Origin of the sequence: Agrobacterium sp. ST15.16.024 (assembly GCF_027956545.1) — a bacterium.
GTDB lineage: Bacteria > Pseudomonadota > Alphaproteobacteria > Rhizobiales > Rhizobiaceae > Agrobacterium > Agrobacterium cucumeris.
The window spans coordinates 135,879-156,166 of record NZ_JAQKGO010000006.1; the positions used below are offsets into that span (position 1 = coordinate 135,879).

19 protein-coding genes are annotated in these 20,288 nt (G+C 60.3%); 8 read left to right on the forward strand and 11 right to left on the reverse strand.

Translation table 11 applies throughout. From position 1 onward, the window contains the following. Window positions 1-70 precede the first annotated feature (70 nt). The 3 genes from PL640_RS18330 to PL640_RS18340 form a co-directional block, all read right to left on the reverse strand. On the reverse strand, window positions 71-1,303 hold the full coding sequence (locus PL640_RS18330) for an ABC transporter substrate-binding protein (RefSeq protein ID WP_110758740.1): 1,233 nt from the start codon (window positions 1,301-1,303) through the stop codon (window positions 71-73). A 62-nt stretch (window positions 1,304-1,365) separates the two neighbouring features. Beyond that, a complete protein-coding gene (locus tag PL640_RS18335) occupies window positions 1,366-2,268 on the reverse strand; it encodes a sugar phosphate isomerase/epimerase family protein (protein WP_271362951.1) in 903 nt (300 codons plus the stop codon). A gap of 11 nt (window positions 2,269-2,279) precedes the next feature. Continuing rightward, a complete protein-coding gene (locus tag PL640_RS18340; RefSeq protein ID WP_271362953.1) occupies window positions 2,280-3,314 on the reverse strand; it encodes a Gfo/Idh/MocA family protein in 1,035 nt (344 codons plus the stop codon). A 139-nt stretch (window positions 3,315-3,453) separates the two neighbouring features. Here PL640_RS18340 and PL640_RS18345 point away from each other — a divergent pair, with 139 nt between their 5' ends. Continuing rightward, window positions 3,454-4,482 carry a LacI family DNA-binding transcriptional regulator gene (locus PL640_RS18345; RefSeq protein WP_271362954.1) on the forward strand — a complete coding sequence of 343 codons (1,029 nt, stop codon included), beginning with the start codon at window positions 3,454-3,456 and terminating at the stop codon, window positions 4,480-4,482. Between the two features lie 56 nt (window positions 4,483-4,538). Here PL640_RS18345 and PL640_RS18350 read toward each other — a convergent pair whose 3' ends face one another. Together PL640_RS18350 and PL640_RS18355 are read right to left on the reverse strand one after the other, a co-directional pair. Then, a complete protein-coding gene (locus PL640_RS18350) occupies window positions 4,539-5,417 on the reverse strand; it encodes a hypothetical protein (RefSeq protein ID WP_271362955.1) in 879 nt (292 codons plus the stop codon). A 186-nt stretch (window positions 5,418-5,603) separates the two neighbouring features. After that, window positions 5,604-6,377 carry an SDR family oxidoreductase gene (locus PL640_RS18355; RefSeq protein WP_271362956.1) on the reverse strand — a complete coding sequence of 258 codons (774 nt, stop codon included), beginning with the start codon at window positions 6,375-6,377 and terminating at the stop codon, window positions 5,604-5,606. A gap of 136 nt (window positions 6,378-6,513) precedes the next feature. On the opposite strand from PL640_RS18355, the gene PL640_RS18360 reads away from it, so the two are divergent. Continuing rightward, entirely contained in the window at window positions 6,514-7,413 is a 900-nt protein-coding gene (locus PL640_RS18360) for a LysR family transcriptional regulator (RefSeq protein ID WP_271362958.1), read from the forward strand. A gap of 126 nt (window positions 7,414-7,539) precedes the next feature. On the opposite strand, the gene PL640_RS18365 is transcribed toward PL640_RS18360, so the two are convergent. From PL640_RS18365 to PL640_RS18385, 5 genes are all read right to left on the reverse strand, one after another. After that, window positions 7,540-8,541, reverse strand: a complete 1,002-nt coding sequence (locus PL640_RS18365; protein WP_142842922.1) for an ABC transporter ATP-binding protein — start codon at window positions 8,539-8,541, stop codon at window positions 7,540-7,542. After that, complete coding sequence (locus PL640_RS18370; RefSeq protein ID WP_271362959.1) at window positions 8,538-9,332, reverse strand: ABC transporter permease; 795 nt, start codon at window positions 9,330-9,332, stop codon at window positions 8,538-8,540. Before PL640_RS18370 ends, PL640_RS18365 begins: the two co-directional genes overlap by 4 nt. After that, window positions 9,329-10,153, reverse strand: a complete 825-nt coding sequence (locus tag PL640_RS18375) for an ABC transporter permease (RefSeq protein WP_271362960.1) — start codon at window positions 10,151-10,153, stop codon at window positions 9,329-9,331. Before PL640_RS18375 ends, PL640_RS18370 begins: the two co-directional genes overlap by 4 nt. Continuing rightward, window positions 10,150-10,956 carry an alkaline phosphatase family protein gene (locus PL640_RS18380; protein ID WP_271362961.1) on the reverse strand — a complete coding sequence of 269 codons (807 nt, stop codon included), beginning with the start codon at window positions 10,954-10,956 and terminating at the stop codon, window positions 10,150-10,152. Before PL640_RS18380 ends, PL640_RS18375 begins: the two co-directional genes overlap by 4 nt. 109 nt (window positions 10,957-11,065) lie before the next feature. Beyond that, a complete protein-coding gene (locus PL640_RS18385; protein WP_271362962.1) occupies window positions 11,066-12,109 on the reverse strand; it encodes an ABC transporter substrate-binding protein in 1,044 nt (347 codons plus the stop codon). 126 nt (window positions 12,110-12,235) lie between these two features. Between PL640_RS18385 and PL640_RS18390 the strand changes: the two genes are divergently transcribed. Further along, a complete protein-coding gene (locus PL640_RS18390) occupies window positions 12,236-12,997 on the forward strand; it encodes a UTRA domain-containing protein (protein WP_142842918.1) in 762 nt (253 codons plus the stop codon). A 13-nt stretch (window positions 12,998-13,010) separates the two neighbouring features. On the opposite strand, the gene PL640_RS18395 is transcribed toward PL640_RS18390, so the two are convergent. Next, on the reverse strand, window positions 13,011-14,057 hold the full coding sequence (locus PL640_RS18395) for a GlxA family transcriptional regulator (RefSeq protein WP_065117797.1): 1,047 nt from the start codon (window positions 14,055-14,057) through the stop codon (window positions 13,011-13,013). 84 nt (window positions 14,058-14,141) lie between these two features. On the opposite strand from PL640_RS18395, the gene PL640_RS18400 reads away from it, so the two are divergent. From PL640_RS18400 to purU, 5 genes are all read left to right on the forward strand, one after another. Further along, on the forward strand, window positions 14,142-15,395 hold the full coding sequence (locus PL640_RS18400) for a sarcosine oxidase subunit beta family protein (protein WP_065117796.1): 1,254 nt from the start codon (window positions 14,142-14,144) through the stop codon (window positions 15,393-15,395). A 65-nt stretch (window positions 15,396-15,460) separates the two neighbouring features. Further along, on the forward strand, window positions 15,461-15,781 hold the full coding sequence (locus PL640_RS18405) for a sarcosine oxidase subunit delta (RefSeq protein ID WP_271362964.1): 321 nt from the start codon (window positions 15,461-15,463) through the stop codon (window positions 15,779-15,781). Beyond that, window positions 15,778-18,768 (forward strand): sarcosine oxidase subunit alpha, encoded by a 2,991-nt coding sequence (locus PL640_RS18410; protein ID WP_271362965.1) that lies wholly within the window; start codon window positions 15,778-15,780, stop codon window positions 18,766-18,768. The genes PL640_RS18405 and PL640_RS18410 overlap by 4 nt, the downstream gene beginning before the upstream one ends. Window positions 18,769-18,781: 13 nt before the next feature. Further along, entirely contained in the window at window positions 18,782-19,336 is a 555-nt protein-coding gene (locus PL640_RS18415; protein WP_271362966.1) for a sarcosine oxidase subunit gamma, read from the forward strand. A 56-nt stretch (window positions 19,337-19,392) separates the two neighbouring features. Next, the gene (purU, locus tag PL640_RS18420) at window positions 19,393-20,277 is read left to right on the forward strand and encodes a formyltetrahydrofolate deformylase (protein WP_271362967.1); all 885 of its coding nucleotides are present in this window, start codon (window positions 19,393-19,395) and stop codon (window positions 20,275-20,277) included. Window positions 20,278-20,288 lie beyond the last annotated feature (11 nt).

Here is a 20,288-nt window from a genome sequence, read left to right on the forward strand (position 1 = left end):
GCGACAGGCGACCCCACCGGGAGGAACCCTGCGGATGGGCGTCGGACATTCCGCTCGCCCGTCCATCCAATCAGCCTTCGACCAGCTTTATCTTTTCAGCGGCCTGATCGAGCGCGGCTTTCGGCGTCATCTGTCCCGACAGGGCGCCCTGGATGGCGTCCTGAATGGCCTTGGAAATCTTCGGCCATTCGGGTGAGGGGCCACGTGGCTGCGCATATTTCAGCTGCTCGACAAAGGTCTTCAGCGCCTCATCCTTCAGCGCATTGCCGGTTGGCGGCACGGGAACATCCGAGCGCGCCGGCAATTGACCGAAGTTCTTGAACATGTCCTTGTCTTGAGACGCAAAGAATTCGATGGCCTTGAAGGCCTCTTCCGGGTGCTTGGTCTTGGAGAAAATCGCCCAGTTATAATCGCCCATGGCCGAAGACCGGGGGGCGTCCGGTGTAGGCACCGGCAGCAGGGCAACACCCCAGTCGAACTTGGCGTCCTTCAGCATGCGGTCGATTTCCCATGGGCCGGAAATGACCATGGCGGCATTGCCGGCGTTGAAGGTGGCGGTGGAATCCCACTGGCTGCGCGTCAGCGTGTCAGGTGACGCCAGCTTTTCATCCAGCATCAGTTTCCACGTTTCGAGCGCTTTGACGGCACCCTCGGTATTGATGTTCTTGTAGGTTGCGCCCGCCATCTGCGCCCAGGGAAGGAACTGGAAGGTGCCTTCCTCATTGGCCTTGGCGCTGAAGCTGATGCCATAGACGTTCTTTGAAGGGTTGGTCAGCTTGCGGGCCGCTTCCACCAGCTCGTCCCAGGTCTGCGGCGGTTTTGCCGCATCGAGCCCGGCGGCCTTGAACAGGTCCTTGTTGTAATAAAGCGCAATCGTGTTCGTCGCCTTCGGCACGCCGAAATATTTGCCGTCCCACATCACCGATTTCAGCGGCCCGGGAAAATAGTTTTCCGTCTTGATGACATCCGACTTGGCGATCATGTCGGTCACGTCAAGAAAGGCGCCGCGGGCGGCGAACATGGCGTGGTTGGGGTTGTCGATGGCGATGATGTCGGGCGCATTGCCGGTCGAATAGGCGCGCATCGCTTCGCTCACCACATCATCAAACTGCAATTGCCGATATTCGATCTTGATGCCGTTATTGAGCTTGTTGAACTCGTTTATGAGGTTCGGCGCCGGCTGGATATCACGATCCAGCGACCACAAGGTCAATGTCACGTCCTCCGCGTGGGCGGCAATCGCGCCGGCGGATACGCCCGCCAGCACAAATGCGCCGGCCATCATGCATTTCGCGATACCCATAATCTCCTCCTTTTGGTTATCGTCGCTGCAGTTTTCGGAAATCTTCTCCCCAAAGGTTTCCGTTATGTCGGGTCGACGACGAAATCGCCGCCGCGGCATTTTTTCAGATAGTTCAGACCATGCACCTGGCCCGTCATTTCCAGCGCATCGCGATAAACGGGGTCATGCCAGCCTTCGATGTCGATTGAGCCGGACCAGCCGGCAAGGCGCAGTTCGGAAATAATGTCGGTCCAGTTGCTGTCGCCAAAGCCCGGCGTGCGCATGAAGACGAACTTCTCCTTGCCGAAAATGCCGTGCTCGCGAATGACGTCCCAGCGGATGGTCGCGTCCTTGCCATGCACGTGGAAAATCTTGTCCGCCCATTTGCGGATCTGAGGCAGCGGATCGATGAGATAGACCTTCTGGTGGCAGGGTTCCCATTCGATGCCGATATTGTCATCCGGCGTTTCGTTGAACATCAGTTCCCAGGCGTCCGGGTTGTGGGCGATGTTCCAGTCGCCTGTCTGCCAGTTGCCGTCCATGGCGCAGTTTTCAAAGGCGATCTTCACGCCCTTGTCGGCGGCGCGTTTTGCAAGCTCGCTCCAGATTTCCCTGTATCGTGGCAGGCTTTCCGGCAGCGGCCTGCCGCGCAACCGGCCGGTGAAACCCGCAACGCAGGTGGCGCCAAAATGATGGGCATTGTCGATGCAGTCTTTCCAGCCCTGCAATGTCTGCAGGTCGATCTCGGTTTCTTCCAGCGGATTGCCGAACATGCCGAGCGTGCTGATGGTGATGTCGCGTTCGCCGATCGCCTCGCGGCAGCGCTTGCCGAGTTCAGCGATGTCCTGACCGTTGGTCGTCTGCCAGAAGAACGGCTCGAAGCTTTCAAAGCCGAGATCGGCTATCTCGCCGATGCGCTCAGCCGCCTGTCCCTTGGTGGCGCTGACCATGGTGCCGATACGGATGGATTTTGCCGGATTGCTCACGTCTTCAGTCCTTATGCTGCAATGGAAACACGCTGACCAAGGCGGGCGCTTTCAATCGCGCCGATCACCATGGCAAGGCTGTTGATATTGTCGAAAGAGGCTGTCTCCGGCATCCGGCCGGTACGGATGGACTCCAGGAATGACAGAATGACGCTCGCGTGGCCGCGTGTATCCCGTTCAGAAACGGTATCGGAAACGTTTACGGTCGTGAAGCCTCGCAAAAGGCCCTGTTCATCACCCGCCACGGAAGCCGAGAAACCGTCTTCACCATCCCAGAGGATCATTCCCTTCGAGCCGATCAGCCGCCAGCGGGCTTCCCAGCTGGTTCTTTCACCCTCGGCGCACCAGGAGCCACGATAGGTGAAGACCACATCGTTGGAGAATTCAAAAATGGCATTGGCGCTTGCCCCGTGGGCATACCAGGAACCGGCCGGGTTCTTTTCCACGCAAAAGACGGAGAGGGGCTTTTCATTGGCGACAAAACGGGCTGCGTCAAAGGTATGGATTGCCATGTCGAGAAGCAGGACGTTCTTCATCTCTTCACGGAAGCCGCCGAAATGAGGACCAAGGAAAAAATCACAATGAATGGCCGTCAAATCGCCAATGATGCCGTCTTCTAGGGCGCGTCGTAAACGCCGGATACCCGCCACGAACCGTCGATTTTGCACCACCGCGTGGACTTTTCCGGCGTTCTTGGCCAGTTCCACGAGGCTCGCCGCCTCTTCCATCGATGCCGCAAGCGGCTTTTCGCTGAGCACATGGCACCCGGCCTCAAGGCCTGCAGCAACCACGGCAAAGCGCGCCTGCGGAATGACGACGTCAAATAATATGTCTGCTTTTGTTTGCACCAGCACCTCACGGAGATCGGTGCCGATGACCGCGTCCACCAGCCCGAATTCTTCGGCAAGTGCGCGGGCCGTACCCTCGTTCAGATCAACCAGCCCGGCGATCCTGATCGCGCCGGCGATTTCCGGCGTGGATTGAATGGTGCGCAGCCAGCCTTTGGCCATGGCTCCGCACCCGCATAAAACGGCGTTGAATGTCATCTCATCTCCCCGGACTCTTTCGCAAACTCCTCTTTGCGCAAAGCGTCGTAAACGTTTACGAGACTATGACGATGATGTTAGATATGTCAAGACCGTAAAGGGGCGCGTTGATTGCGCATCCGGTTTGGGAGGGGAATGCATGAAAGGAATCCGTCAGCTTGCCGATTATCTGGAGATATCGATAGGCACCGTTTCCCGTGCCCTGAACGGCAAGCCCGATGTGAACGAGGAAACGCGCCGTCGCGTTCTGGAAGCGGCGGAAAAGCTTGGTTATGTCGCCAATCAATCGGGCCGCAGCCTGCGGCAAGGCACCACCAATGTCATCGGCCTGATGACCGGCAGCGACGCGCAGACGGTGGAGAATTCCGACAACTTCTTCATGGGCGTGACGGATGGCCTGCAAAGCGTGTTTTCCGGCCACAATCTCGATCTGATCGTCCTTCCCTGTCCAGGCGAGGAAGATCCGGACGAATATCTGAAGCGCATGGTGGCGCGCCGCATGGTTGACGCGATGATCATTTCCTCGACCCGTCGGATCGACAAGCGTGTTGATTTCCTGAAACAGACCCGTCTGCCTTTTGTGGCGCTCGGCCGCACCTCGTCCAGCACGGACCATGCCTGGATCGATCTCGATTTCGAAGGCGTGGCGAAAAGCGCCGTCAACCGGTTGGTGGCCGCAGGTCATCGTACCATTGCTGTGGCGGCAGCCGATAACGACATCAATCTCGGTTATGTCTTTCTGGAGGCCTATAAACGCGCCCTCGAGGAAAACGGCATAACATACGATCCGTCTCTGGTTATCCGGACAAAATCGAGCGAGCAGGGCGGATATCATGCCGCCAGTGAGTGGCTTCAGATGCGTCCCCGGCCGACGGCCATCGTGCTGATCTATGAGTTGATGGCGGTTGGTCTTTACCGGCGGCTTGCCGAAGTCGGTCTCAAACCGGGGCGCGATCTCGCCGTCATCGGTTTTCGCGACGGCCCGCGCGGCCAGTTTCTCGAACCGCGCCTGACCAGTTTTCGCATGTCGCTGCATGATCTTGGCGTGACGGTCGCCCAGACGCTTTTATCGACCATGCCGGGCTTTGCGCCTTTCTATCCCGATCAGGCCCGCCATTGCATCTGGCCGATGCAGCTTGTGGCGGGAGAGAGTGATCTTGCACCTTAGGCGCTCGCACCCGGGCATCAGGGCGATAGCATCGGTAGCGGCGACTCGCCTCCATGTCAGAGTTTGTAGTCTTGAATGCTCACGACGCCGAACGGATTAAATTTGTAACTATCGTCCTCATACCGCATGTCATTGGACAGGGTGGCATGATGAGCCGTTACTGTCGTTTCCACACCATCGCGCGCCATCTGATCGGCAATATCGTCTATCAGCGCGGCGATCTTCAATTGTTCCGGATTGGTTGATGGCAGGTTTTCGTCTTTCCGGATAAAGCCCACCTCGATATCAGGCAGCCCGACCAGATGAAATCCGACGCTTGCCATGCCGTTGGCATCGTCGCCGATCGGTCGGCGTGCAAAAGCGAGACGGCAGGCTCTGGCGAGCGCCAGCAGATCACCTGACGCGGCGTCGCTGCGCGACTGTTCGAAAAGCTCTTTCCAGCGCCGTGCCCCATGCGCGACGCCTGCGCTTTCGCCTTTGACGGCGATGGCACCGTGGTCAAGCATATGTTGCACGAACTGCAGGGCCGTGGCCGATGTCGTGACCGCATTTTCCGCGTCCATCGACGGGCCAAGCACATAAAGAACCGAGCCGTGTCCCGCGACAGCCTCTTCGTCTGCCTCCTGATAGGTGTCCGGGTCAACACGGTCCCAGCAGACATTGAAGGATCGCTCCATCCGGTCGTCCGGTTCATCCTGCGAATATTCCTCATCGATACTGAAATCGGCAGCAAATGTGTCGACTGCGGTGCGGGCGCTTTGTTGGAGCGCTGCCAGACCTTTTTCTGTTCCGAGGAAACACAGAACATGCCGGGGTTTATATTCGGACCGGGATTCGGCAAAGGCCGATGATTTGCTTGCTGCTTTGCCGAGGGATGGCGCGCCCAGAACAAGGCTGCCCAAAAAAGCGAGAACACCGCGACGCCCTGAATTCATCCGCTTCCCCCTAATGGCTCCGTCAACAGGATGGGGGAGTTTTATATCGGTATATTCATGCAGGCCATACGACAGGCGTCTTTTTATGGCTCCTCAGCCGTCGAAATTGATCATACCCGCCAAAAGAAAGGTGGCGAAAACGCCTGCGCGCTTCGCCACCACAACATCGACGAAGATCGACCGGGGTTATTTGGTGGTGTAACCGCCATTGACCAGAATGGTCTGCCCCGTCATCCACCAGCCGTCGGTAACGAGAAAGCGGATATAGGGAACGATGTCCTCGATATCGGTAAGGCCGGTCTTCGAGAAACCGGAGAGGGCCGCGGCGCTCTTGTGATAGGCCTGCGCTTCCGGCGTCTCCTGACCATAGAAAAACGGCGTGTCCATCGGTCCGGGGCCGATCGCCGTCACCGAGATGCCACGTTCGCCGAATTCCTTGGCGGCGGCGCGGGTGAAGTGCTCCACCGGCGCCTTGGTGCCGGCATAGCTGGCGTAAAACGGCGTGAATGCTCCAAGCAGGGAGGTAACGAGGGTGCAGATCTTGCCATTGTCATTGACGTGGCGGCCGGCCTGCTGGAGGAAAAAGAAGGCGGACTTGGCGTTGACGGCGGTCATCTCGTCATATTCGGCTTCCGATGTTTCAAGGATCGGTTTCTTCAGCACCTTGCCGACCGTGTTGATGGCGATATCCGGCCGGCCGATGGCGGCGACGGCATCGGCAAACAGTTTTTCGACCGCGCCAGCTGTGGTCAGATCGGCCTGAAGGGCAACGGCCTCCGCGCCGGCTGCCTTCACGGCCGCCACGGTTGCCTCGGCATCAGCCTTTGTGGCGGGGCTGTTATAGTGGATGGCGATTGCGCCTGCGCCTTGGCTGGCAAAATCGCGTGCGATCAGCCCGCCGAGGTTTTTCGCGCCGCCGGCGATGATGACTGTTTTACCTTTGATGGAATGATCGGTCATGGGGTTGGCCTCCTTTGCCGGTACGCAGCGATGACTGCCACGCTTTCATGTCGCAAGGATATCGTCTAGAATTGCATGATAAAGGCCGCCATTCTGACATGACTTGTCAGAAAATCCGCACAGTGAAGGATGTCCGTTGGATCGCATCGACCTCTTCCGTATCTTCGCGCGCGTCGTAGACTGCGCGAGTTTCACGCGGGCCGCCGATACGCTGGGCATTCCGCGCTCTTCGGTTTCGGCGGCGGTGCAGGAGCTGGAGGCACGCGTCGGCGCCCGCCTGCTCAACCGCACCACGCGCAAGGTCTCTCCGACCGAGGATGGATCGGCTTTTTACGAGCGTTGCCAGCGGCTGATCGCCGATGTTGAAGATGCGGAAAACCTGTTCCGGCAAAGCGCGGCGCAACCCTCGGGGCGGCTGCGGATCGATGTGCCGGGCCGGATCGGTCGCCTTGTCATCGCACCCGCCCTCCCGGAATTCCTCGATCTTTACCCGCAGATCGACATCAGTCTCGGCGTGACGGACCGGGCCGTCGATCTGGTGGAGGACAATATCGATTGTGTGCTGCGCGTTGGTCCGCTCAGCGATTCCGGTCTCATCGCAAGGCCGATCGGCAAGCTGCCGCTGATCAATGTCGCCAGCCCTGCCTATCTCGAGCGTCACGGCACGCCGCAGTTCCCCCATGATCTTTCCCGCCACTGGGCCGTCAATTATGCGTCGCCCTCCAGCGGGCGCGTCGAAAACTGGGAATGGCTCGAAGGCGAGGCGCTGCATTCGGTTTCCATGCGCGGCCGCGTCACCGTCAACAATGCCGAGGCCTACATTGCCTGCTGTCTGGCCGGTCTCGGTTTGATCCAGATACCCGCTTATGATGTCAGGCCGCATATCGAGAGCGGTGAACTTGTCGAGGTCATGCCCGCCCATCGGGCTGAACCGATGCCGATGACGCTGCTTTATGCGCATCGCCGGCATCTGTCGCGGCGATTGCAGGTTTTTGCGGACTGGCTGGAGGCTCTGTTGCGGCAACGGCTTCTTTAGGTCCCGGCGCTGGCCAAATCCGCGTCCTCTACTCGAGCGGTTTGCCACCCTGAAAAGTGGCAACTGACCTAGTCTCCAGATTGACGCATGGCGGTTGGGGATCGCCGCCATGCGGTGTCGCTTTGGTCAGATGTAATGCAGCTGACGTTCAGCGACGGTAAGGGTAATGCGCTGGCCGGGCGGCGGGTAAAGCGCATCCTGCGCGCTTGCATGTTCGACCTTGAGCGCCACGCCGGCCGCATCCAGCTGGTAACGGACCGTGGGGCCGACGATGCTGATGTCTTTCACCTCGGCGGTGAAGGCCACGCCATTTCCGTCCGCCGCATTGCCGATCGTGAAGGCATGCGGCGGGATGATGCAGGTCCGCTCGAAGCGGTTGCCGGTGATGCGTGACATGTCTTCGGCGGTGATGATGTTGGCGTCACCAATGAAACCGGCGACGAACAGGTCGGCCGGCCGGTAATAAAGCTCCTGCGGCGACGCGGTCTGGGCGATGCGGCCGGCATTCATCACCGATATGCGGTCGCCCAGCGACAGGGCCTCGTCCTGATCATGGGTGACGAGGATGCTGGTGAGGCCGCTTTCGCGCTGAATGCGTTTCAACTCGTCACGCAGGCGTTTGCGAATCTGGGCATCGAGTGCGGAAAGCGGTTCGTCCAGCAGAAGCAGCTTGGGTTCGAGCACCAGCGCACGGGCAAGCGCCACGCGCTGTTTCTGGCCGCCGGAGAGTTGGTGCGGCCGCCGGTCGGCGCGGTCGCTGAGGGAAACGGTTTCCAGCGCGGCGGAGACCTTGTCGTCGATGGTCTTTTTTGCCAGCCGGCGCTGTTCCAGACCGAAAGCGAGGTTCTGCCGTACCGTCATATTGGGAAAAAGCGCATAATGCTGAAACACCATGCCGATGCCGCGATCCTTCGGCGGCAGGGTGTCGATGCGCCGGCCGTCCAGCGTGATTGATCCGGACGAAGGCGAAACGAGGCCGGCGATGGAGCGCAGCAATGTCGTCTTGCCGCAGCCGGAAGGCCCCAACAGCACATGCATTTCACCCGTGTCGATGCCAAGCTCGATGGCGTCGAGAACGGTAGCGTTGCCATAAATGGCGCTGATATTATGGATCGCGAGATGGGTCATGATGCACGCTCCGTTTCCCGGACCATCCGAAAGGCGATCAGGGTAAAGGCAAGGATGAGCAGGAAATAGAGAATGACAATGACGCTGGTGATGCGGCCGCTGAGGCTGCGCTGGGCGAACATGTACATTTGTAGCGTTTCGAAATTGCCGCCGACCAGCATCTTGGCGTAGACGAATTCGCTGAACAGCGTCGCGAAATTCAGCACGATGGCAACCGCGATGGACGGCAGGATGCTGGGCAGGACGACGCGTCGCAGAATGGCGAGGTCGCTCGCGCCGATCAGCCGGCCGGCATCCAGAAGCTCGTTGATGTTGAGGTTGCGCAGGCCGTTCTTCACGGCGATGTAGAACATCGAAAAGCAGAGCGGCACATAGGTCAGCACCAGTACCAGCGGTGATCCGCTGATCTGCAGCGGCGGGGCGGAAAATATCCTGAGATAACCGACCACCAGAATGATGCCGGGTGCGGCATAGGGCAAGATCACCAGCCGGGCGAACCAGCGGTCAAGTGAAGGCCAGTAGATATGGGCGGAAACGACGGCAGGTACGATGATGAGGGTCGCGATCGTCAGGGCGGCTGCGGCAACCAGCGTGGAGCGCAGCAAAGCCGCATGGAAACGCGGGTCCGACAGGATGGTGACGAAATTATCCGCCGTCAGCCCGGCCGGCAGCAGGGTTCCAGACCAGTCGGTCGCCACCGCATTCAACATCGTCGCCAGCAGCGGCGATATCATGATGAGCGCCATCAGCCAGAGAAACAGGCTTGCGCCTTTGAAACCCTGCTGCGTCATTGGCGCTTTTCTCCCACCAGTATCTGGCTTGCGGTGATGGGCACGAGGAGCACGACCAGAAGGCATATGGCGATGGCATTGGCGAGATTGGGGTCAGAGAAAATATCGCCGGATACCAGTTCGCTGATGCGGATGGTGACGACGTTGATGCTTGTGCCGGTCAGAGCGAAGGTCGTCGCGAAAGTGCCCATGGCATTGGCAAAGAGCAGAATGGCGATGGCCACCAGTTGCCGTGCGACGGTGGGCAGGCCGACCCTCAACCAGAACCGCAGCTCGCCGACCCCGATCAGCGCCGCCGCCTCTTCGATATCCTGACCCACGGCAGCGAGCGCCGGCGTGATCAGCAGTGTGGCCAGCGCCACCTGAAAGTAACAATAGGCGATGATGAGCCCGGTAAAGGAATAGACGTTAAAATCGTCGATCAGCCCCAGTTCCTTCAGCAAAAGCGTGAACATGCCGTTCAGCCCGAAGAGGAAAATCAGCGCCATGGCGAGAGGTACGCCGGCGAAGTTGGCGCCAATATTGGCAAAGGCCATGACGATGCGGCGGGTGCCGCCAGACCTTGCCCGCAGCGCCACTGCGACCAGAAAACCGAAAACGAGACCCGTTCCCGTACTGATGAGCGAAATGATCGTCGTGGTCGCGAATGACTGAAGATAAAAGGCATCCGTGAGAATGGTGCGGTAATTGGCGAGCGACAGCGCACCGCCGGCGAAAAAGCTGTCAGCGACGACACTCGCCAGCGGCCAGAGGACTAGAATGGCGATAACGCCCAGAAACGGCGCTGCCAGCAGCCGCATTTTGCGGTTCTGCACGCTCATGCGGATAACAGTCCCTGCGGTACGGGCAGGCCATGGTCGGCAATGGCGAGAAGCGTACAGAGCAGTCCGGCAATATCCGTCTGTGCAAGCTTCTCATCCGCAGCCGGCGTAAAGGCCTCGCCGAATGTATAGAACGGTACCAGAGCCTCGGTCTCATGCGGCCCGCCGTGATTGCCGTCATCGCTCATGCCGTGATCGCTGGTGACGATGATGTTGTAACCCGCAGCGCGCCAGGCTGGCAGATAACGCGCCAGGAGATCGCCGGCGTTACGGGCGGCGTTGCGATATTCCCGCGAGCTGCCGCCGTGTTTGTGGCCTTCATTGTCGATATTCATCGGGTGGATCAGCAGGAAATCCGGGCCATGCCGGCGCAGCAGAACATCCGCATCGGCAAAGACATGGTCGTCCGGATAATGATCCGCCCAATAAAACGAGCCGTGATGAATGCCGCCATCGAAATTTTCGATATGGCGGAATTCCGGGGAGAAAGGCGCCTGATTATAAAGTTCGAAGTACCAGTGATAGGCGGAGGCGGCGGTGGTGCGGCCGGCCGCACTTGCCAGCGAGAAGACATTGGGAAAGCGGGAGCGGCGAACCACGCCGTTGCTGGTGACACCATGAACCACCGGCGGCAGTCCGGTCATCAGCGTTTCGTAAAGCGGTCGCGAAATCGACGGTAATTCGCTGCGTACGGCGTGGATACCGGCCTTTCCGGCCGTTACCAGCCCTTCCATATATCCGAGGCAATCCCTTGCCGTCGCATATCTGAGGCCATCCAGCAGAATGAAGATCGTCTTGTGCATCGCTTTCGTCTCGTCGGTTTGTGGTTCGGTTTGCCCGAGCACTTTTTAGCACGTTCCGCGGGCTCGTTGCCCGCGAAACAGTCGTTCGGTTTTCAGGCCGGTTGCCAGATTACATCTTCGGGGCGACGCTGGCGCGCCAGAGATTGACCAGCTTGCCGGCGGCCTGGGTCCAGACGGCGGCATTGATCGGGCGGGCCTTGGCATATTGTTCCGAAGGCAGCAGGCGTTCCTTCGCCTCGGCCGGCAGGGTGATGCGGTCGACACGGATCGGACGGGCATAACCATTGGCCAGGTTGATCTGGCCGGCATCGCTGAGGATATATTCGCGCGCCAGCTTGGCGGCATTGGGCTGCTTGGAGAATTTGTTGATGATGGTGGCGTAACCGCTGGTCACCGAACCGTCAGAAGGAATGACGACCTTGAACTTCTCGCGGCCAACCACATCGCGGTAGTTGAGGGCGTTGAAGTCCCACATCGGCGCGACCTGGATTTCGCCCTTTTCCATCGTGGCCGGGTTTGCGCCATTGGCCAGCAGGCGGCCTTTTTCCGCAAGCTTGGCGAAGAGGTCGACGCCCGGCTGGAGATTTTCCTCACCGCCGCCCATGGCGATGGCGGCAGCCAGCACGGCGGCATTGTCCTGTGCACCGGAACCGACATTGCCGAGCGAGACCTTGTAGTCGCCCTTCAGCAGATCAGCCCAGGAAACGGGCGGGTTCTTGACATCGGCGGAGATCAGGAAGGCGATGGTGCCGGTGTAACCGATGACCCAATGGCCGTCCTTGTCCTTGGCCCAGTCGGGGATCTGGTCCCAGGTCGTGGTCTTGTAGGGCTGGGTGACGCCGCGGGCGACAGCGATCGGGCCGAATTCGAGACCGACATCGCCGATATCAGCCGTCGCATTGGCGCCTTCATTGGCGAACTTGGCGATTTCCTCGCCGCTGCTCATGTCCGTATCGGCGTGTTTCAGGCCGTATTTTTCGGTCAGCTGGTTCCAGGTGTCCTTCCAGTTCGCCCAGCCGTCCGGCATGCCGACGCTGTAGATGGCGCCTTCTTTGCGGGCGGCCGCTTCAAGGGCAGGAACGTCCTGCGCCTGGGCGGTGAGGGGAAGGGAAAAAACGGTGATAAGGGAAAGGGAGAGGATGGAATTTTTCACGGGGCTTGCTCCTTGGTCTAGACCAGTTGCATGCTCATTATCGGTTCGCTATGACAGGCCAATGACGTTTTCGGCGCGGACATGGCGCGCCCGTTATTTTTTGACTTCCATCGAATGAGGGCGGCAATGCCAGCCAGAGAAACGACAGGCGGCAACCGCGATATCGAAGCCGGCCGGCGCGGCGGGCTGGAACAGCAATTGCGCCTGGCCATTGCCGCAGGCGAGGTGGTGAAGCATGGCCGGCTTCTCTCCGAGAGACAATTGATCGCGAAATACGCCACCACGCGTATCACCCTGCGCGAGGCGCTTTTCCACCTCGAGATCGACGGCCTGATCTTTCGCGAAAGCCGGCGTGGCTGGTTCGTTTCTGGACCGCGCCTGATTTACAGCCCGCTGCACCGTTCCCACTTTCATCGCATGGCCGCGGAGCAGGGGCGCTCCGCCGAAACCCTGCTGGTGGAGGCCGAGGCCGCAGCGCTGCCCGAAGAGCTTGCGCCCCTCATGCGCTGCGCGCCGGGAACGCCGTTCTGGCGCATCCGCAGAAAGCGCAGCATCGACGGCCGGCTGGTGCTTTTTGTCGAACACTATCTTTCGATGGAGATTTTCCCTGACATCGTGCAGCACGACCTCACCCGGTCACTCACGACGATTTATCAGGATACTTATGCCGTCACCTATGGTCCGGCCTATTTCGAAATCAATCCCGTCGCGTTGCGGGGATATCCGGCTCATCATCTTGGTTGCAGCGAAGGGGCTTACGGCCTGAAAATCACGCGCGTCAATCAGGACCAGCATGGCCGCATCATCGATTGCGATCTCGAATATTGGCGCCATGACGCCATATCGGTGCGGGTCGAAACCGGCCAGCCGGCGCAGCCGGCCGGCTGAAGCTCGAATATCCTCAGGATTGCGGCAGCAGCACGCCGACGGCGAATTCCTCGTCCGTCGCGACGTGGCCAATCTGCGTCTTGCGATATTCGCTGGGGCTGAAACCCCGCTCGGCCCGCAAGGTGCGCGAAAGATGCGGCGCGTCGCAAAAACCGGTGGCAAGCGCGATCTGGGTGATCGTGTCTTCCGTTTTGCGTAACAGGGAAAGCGCGCGGTCCAGCCGCAGTTCGAGATAGACTTTCGATGGCGTCGCCTTCAGGTCACCAAGAAAACGCCGTTCGAGGCTGCGACGGCCAAGGCCGAGGTCGCGGGCAAGTTCAAGCACGGTTCTCGGCACTTCGATATTCTGCTGCATGCGCAGGATAGCCTTTTTGACCAGCGGGTCCGTGGCTCTGCGTGCGCTCTGCTGGCCGGGCTGGGGTTTTTCGCCACTCAGTGCGCTGTCGATCATCATGATGTTGAGGCTCTTGATGGCGGCGGACTGGCCGACATGGCGCTCCACCAGGAAGGCCGCCAGATGCGCGGAGCCGTGGCCGCCCGAACAGGTCAGCCGGTCGCGATCGATAACGAAAATCTGGTCGGAGACCATCTGCACCGTGTCGAAACGGTCGAGAAAATCCTGATGGTGGAACCAGCTCACGCAGCAGCGATAACCATCGAGCAGGCCCGCTTCGTGCAGAATGAAAACGCCGGTGCAGAGCCCGATAATGGGAGTGCCGGCCGCCGCACGCTGTTTGAGGAACCGCAGCGCCTCCGGCGGCAGGGCGCTGTGATCGCTGATCAAGCCGCCAGCAACAACGATATAGTCGTAATGCCCGGCGTCGATCAGCCGCGTGTCGGGCTGCACCTTCACACCACAGCTCGATTGAACGCTGCCCATGGTTGCCGACAGCACCGACCATTCGCAGAGAATTGGGCGCGAGCGATCGGCCTCGTCGGCGGCAAGGCGTAGCACATCGACGAAATTTGCGAAGGCCGACAATGTGAAACGGTCGGCAAGCAGGAAAGCGACGCTGAGGCGTTTCTTGGCGCGGTGAGAGGTCATGGCGCAAATATTCATGGAAAGAGACGCGATTGTCCAGCCGCCGCAACGCAAATCTTCATAGCTTTTGCGACACGAGATTTTCAACCATCGGGTCCGCTCATGACGCGTTTTAATGCTTTCAATCTTTTGAAGAACGCCCTGACCGGCCACAAGAACTGGGACGAGCAATGGCCCGACAGCCAGCCGAAGGCTGAATATGACGTGGTCATCGTCGGCGCTGGCGGCCATGGTCTGGGCGCTGCCTATTATCTCGCCAGCCAGCACGGCATCACCAATGTCGCCGTCATCGACAAGGGCTGGCTCGGCGGCGGCAATACCGGCCGCAACACGACGATCATCCGCTCCAATTATCTCTATGACGAAAGCGCCCGGCTTTATGATCACGCCGTCGATCTGTGGGAGAATTTGAGCCAGGAACTGAACTACAACGTCATGTATTCAAAGCGCGGCGTGCTGATGCTGGCCCATAACGTTCACGACGTGCAGAGCTTCAAGCGTCACATTCATTCCAACCGTTTGAACGGCGTCGATAATCGCTGGCTCACGACCGAGGAATGCAAGGAATATTGCCCGCCGCTCAGCATTTCCCCCAATGCCCGTTATCCGATCATGGGTGGTGCGTTGCAGGAACGGGCCGGCACGGCGCGCCATGATGCGGTCGCCTGGGGGTATGCGCGTGGTGCCGCCGCCCGCGGTGTCGATATCATCCAGAATTGCCCTGTGACCGCCATTCGCCGCAATGCCGATGGTTCCGTCGCCGGTGTCGAAACGGCGCGGGGCTTCATCAAGGCAAAGAAGGTGGCGGTTTCCGCTGCCGGCCATACATCGGTCGTCATGGATACCGCCGGTGTGCGCCTGCCGCTCGAAAGCTATCCGCTGCAGGCGCTGGTGTCGGAGCCGATCAAGCCGATTTTCCCCTGCGTGGTCATGTCCAACGCCGTCCATGCCTATATCAGCCAGTCCGACAAGGGTGAGCTGGTGATTGGTTCGGGTACGGACCAGTACACCTCCTATTCGCAGCGCGGCGGCCTGCCACTGATCGAGCATACCATCGCGGCGATCGTCGAAATCTTTCCGATCTTCAACCGCATGCGCATGCTGCGCAAATGGGGCGGTATCGTCGATGTGACGCCGGATCGTTCGGCCATTCTCGGCAAGACGCCGGTCGACGGGCTCTACGTCAATTGCGGCTGGGGCACGGGCGGTTTCAAGGCGACGCCGGGCGCTGCCCACACCTTCGCCTGGACTATCGCCAAAAATGAACCGCACCCGATCAACGCGCCGTTTACGCTGGAACGTTTCCGTTCCGGCCGCCTGATCGACGAGGCCGCCGCCGCCGCCGTGGCGCATTAATTCACGCATTTTCCGGATGTAAAACCGCTTCGCACTTTTACTGGAAATGCTCTGAGGATACGACGATGCTTTTGATCCGCTGCCCCTATTGCAACGAAACGCTGCCGGAAGCCGAGTTCACCTATGCCGGACAGGCCCATGTCGTCCGCGCCGCTGACCCGTCGTCGCAGAGTGATGAACAATGGGAGGAATTCCTGTTCATCCGCGAAAATGTCAAGGGTCCGCATTTCGAGCGCTGGCGGCACCTGCATGGCTGCGGCCGCTTCTTTAATGCCGTGCGTGACACGGTGAGCGACCGGTTCCTCACGACCTATCGCGCGGGTGAGTCGCGTCCTGAACTGTCTTCCCTGACACGCGCACCAGTAAGCTCCAAGGTGTCGAAATGAATTCCTATCGCGTTTCCGGCCGTGGCCGTGTGGATGCCGCCCGCTCGGTTAGCTTCACCTTCGATGGCAAGACCTATCGCGGCGTGAAGGGCGATACCGTCGCCTCGGCACTTCTGGCCAATGGCGTGCATCTTATGGGCCGCTCGTTCAAATACCACCGCCCGCGCGGCCCGGTTGCGGCGGGTTCCGAAGAGCCGAATGCGCTGATCGGCACCCGCCGCGGCGCCGGTCAGTTCGAGCCGAACACCCGCGCCACGGTGCAGGAAATCTGGAATGGGCTGGAAACCAATTCGCAGAACAAATATCCGAGCCTGAAATTCGATATCGGCGCAGTCAACGACATGGCCTACATGCTGTTTTCGGCCGGCTTCTATTACAAGACCTTCATGTGGCCGAAGAGCTTCTGGAACAAGGTCTATGAGCCCTTCATCCGCGCGGCGGCTGGTCTCGGCGTTTCGCCGACGGAGGAAGACCCCGACACCTATGCCTCGCGCAACCTGCATTGCGATGTACTGATCATCGGCGCTGGTCCTGCCGGTCTCGCTGCGGCGCGTGCGGCGGCGGTCGATGGTCTGAAGGTCGTGCTGGTCGATGAAAATGCCGAGGCCGGCGGCACGCTGCTGTCCGAGCCGCAGGCGAAGATCGATGGCAAACCCGCATGGACCTGGCTTGCGGATGAGTTGAAGGCGCTGAAGGAACGCGGCGTCAGGGTCATGACCCGCACCACGGCCATTGCTTATTACCACCAGAACATGATCGGCCTCTGCGAAAAGCTGACCGACCATCTGGAAACCGTACCGAAGGACATGCCCCGCGAGCGCCTTTGGCGGGTCAGGGCACGTCAGGTGGTGCTGGCGCAGGGCGCGCTGGAAAAGCCGCTGGTCTTTCACGGTAACGACCGGCCGGGCGTGATGCTTGCAGGTGCTGCCCAGACCTATCTCAACCGCTATGGCGTCAAGGTCGGCAATAGCCCGGTGGTGGTGACGAGCCATGACAGCGCCTGGTATGCGGCTTTCGATCTTCACGGCGCGGGCGCACGCGTTCAGGCGATTATCGATACCCGCGCCACGGTGCGGGAAGAGCTGGTGAATGAGGCACGGGCGCTTGGCATTCCGGTCAAGCTGTCGCATACGGTGACGGCGACCTCCGGGCGGCTGCGGGTCAAGTCGGTTCGCGTCAACCCGGTCAAGGGGGCGACGGTCGGCGCGGGACAGGAGATTGCCTGTGACGCGGTGCTGATGTCCGGCGGCTGGACGCCGTCGCTGCATCTCTTCTCCCACACGCAGGGCAAGCTCGCCTGGGATGACGAACGGACCACCTTCCTGCCTGCCCTCACCAATGAGGATTGCGTGATTGCCGGGGCCGGACGCGGGCTGTGGGGCATCGAGGCAGCGCTGAAGGACGGCGCGGAGCGCGGGCGTGAAGTCGCCACAGCGCTCGGCAAGGCCGCCAATACCGCCGGCCATGCGGTGGAACATGATCGCACCGGCAGCGGCGTGTCGCACACCGAACTTCCGAGCGATCGCGATGCCGGCAAGGCCAAGGCTTTCGTCGATTACCAGAACGATGTGACCGCCAAGGATTTGCGGCTCGCCGTGCGTGAGGGCATGCGCTCTATCGAGCACGTCAAGCGTTATACGACCAACGGCATGGCCACCGATCAGGGCAAGATGTCGAATATCAACGGTCTCAACATTGCGGCGGAAGCACTTGGCAAACCCCAGCCGCAGGTGGGCCTCACCACCTTCCGCCCGCCCTATACGCCGACGACCTTCGGAGCGTTTGCGGGTTATCACCGCGGCGCGCATTTCGAAGTAACACGCAAGACGCAGATCGATAGCTGGGCTGAGGCACATGGCGCGGTCTATGAACCGGTCGGGCAATGGCGTCGCGCCTGGTATTTCCCAAAACCGGGTGAAGACATGGACGCGGCTGTCGACCGGGAATGCCGGGCGGTGCGCCAGAGCGTGGGTATTTTCGATGCTTCGACACTCGGCAAGATCGAGGTCGTCGGTCCTGACGCGGTTGAGTTCATGAACCGTATGTATACCAATCCGTGGTCGAAGCTCGCCGCCGGCCGCTGCCGTTATGGCCTGCTGCTCGGCGATGACGGCTTCATCCGCGATGACGGCGTCATCGGCCGCATGACCGAGGACCGTTTCCACGTCACCACCACGACAGGCGGGGCGGCACGGGTGCTGAACATGATGGAGGATTACCTCCAGACCGAATGGCCCGATCTCAATGTCTGGCTGACCTCGACCACCGAACAGTGGTCGACCATTGCGCTGAACGGCCCGAACGCGGCAAAGCTGCTCGCGCCGCTGGTGGAAGGTGTCGAACTGACGGAAGAGGCCTTCCCGCATATGTCCTGCGTGGAATGCACGGTGGCCGGCATGCCGGCGCGGCTGTTCCGCGTCAGCTTCACCGGCGAGATTGGCTTCGAGGTCAATGTGCCGGCGCCGCTCGGCCGCAAGCTCTGGGAAATCCTGTGGGAGGCCGGCCAGCAATACGACATCACCGCTTATGGCACTGAAACCATGCACGTGCTGCGCGCCGAAAAGGGTTACATCATCGTCGGTCAGGATACAGACGGGACTGTCACGCCCTATGATGCGGCGATGGGCTGGGCCGTGGGCAAGGCGAAGCCCGATTTCGTCGGCAAGCGCGGTCTTGCCCGCCCCGATCTTGTCGCCAAGGGTCGCCGCCATCTCGTCGGCCTTCTGACGGAAGACCGCTCGAAGCTGGAAGAGGGGGCGCAGATCGTCTTTGATCCGAAACAGCCGATCCCGATGAAGATGGTGGGGCATGTGACCTCATCCTACCATTCGGACGCGGTTGGCCAGCCGATTGCACTGGCGCTGGTCGAGGGTGGTCATGAGCGGATGGGCGAGACCGTCTATATTCCGATGCTGGACCGCACCATTGCCGCGAAAATCACCGGGATGGTGTTTGTCGATCCCGAAAACACCCGCCTGAAAATCTGATCCGGAGATGACAATGAACATGCGTGTTTCCTCCCCCATTTCCGGTACCTTGGCCGAGAGCAAGGCGGCGCGGGTCAGCATCCTGCCGGCGCAGGCGCGGCTGTCGCTGCGCGCCCGTGGTGATGTCGCGTCACTCGGCGCGGCACTTGGCCTCATCCTGCCCGAGCGGATAGGCGCCCGCGCCTCCGCTGGCGAAAGGCAGGCCGTGCGCCTTGGTCCCGATGAATGGACGATCATTGCCCCTGCCGGTGAAGTCGGCGAATTGATCGCGGCCTGCGCCGGCGTTTATGCCGGCCATCCGCACAGCCTTGTCGATATTTCCGGTCGGGAAGTGACGCTGCTGATCGAGGGGCCGCGAGCCGCTGAACTTCTGACGCTTGGCTGCGCCCGCGATATCGACACGATTGCGGTGGGCGAGGCCCGCCGGACGATTTTCGACGGCGTGACCGTGGTGCTCTGGCGCGATGCGGAAGACCGTTTCCGAATGGATATCTGGAACAGTTTCCTACCGCATCTTGGCCATTTGCTTGAAACCGGCTGCAGGGAACTTGCCGCTGAAATCGCCTGAACTCGCCACGGTTTCAAAACTGTCCGAGTGCTGATCCATCAAGGGGGAGCAGGATTTTGACCATCTATGTCATGAAAGTCTCGTGCCCGGCGCGCAGCGGCATCGTTGCCGCCGTGTCCGGATATCTCGCGCGATCCGGCTGCAACATCAACGACAGTTCGCAATTCACCGATCAGGAGACCGGCCGTTTTTTCATGCGGCTGAGCTTCGTTTCGGAACAGGGGCTGGAGCGTGACGCCCTCTTTGAAGGCTTCGCACCGGTCGCCGCGGATTTCGACATGGATTACGATTTCCATGATCTCTCCCGCAAAACCAAGGTGGTGATCATGGTGTCGCGCTTTGGCCATTGCCTCAACGATCTGCTGTATCGCTCCCGCATTGGTGCTCTGCCGGTGAAGATCGTTGCGGTGATCTCCAACCATCTCGATTACCAGAAGCAGGTGGTGAACGAGGATATTCCCTTCCACCACATCCGCGTCACGCCGCAGACGAAACCGGAGGCCGAAGCGGAAATCCTGCAGGTGGTGCAGGATACCGGTGCGGAACTCGTGGTTCTGGCCCGTTACATGCAGGTTCTGTCGGACCGGCTCTGCCAGGAAATGTCGGGCCGCATCATCAATATCCATCATTCCTTCCTGCCATCGTTCAAGGGCGCCAACCCTTACAAGCAGGCCTATGAGCGCGGAGTGCGGCTGATCGGCGCGACTGCCCACTACGTCACCGCCGATCTCGATGAGGGGCCGATCATCGAGCAGGATACGATCCGCGTGACCCATGCCCAGAGCGGCCTCGATTACGTCTCGCTTGGCCGCGATGTTGAAAGCCTGGTGCTTGCCCGCGCCATCCACGCCCATATTCACCACCGGGTCTTCCTCAACGGCAACAGAACCGTGGTGTTTCCCGCTTCGCCGGGGGAATATGTGTCCGAACGCATGGGATAAGTGCAGCAGAG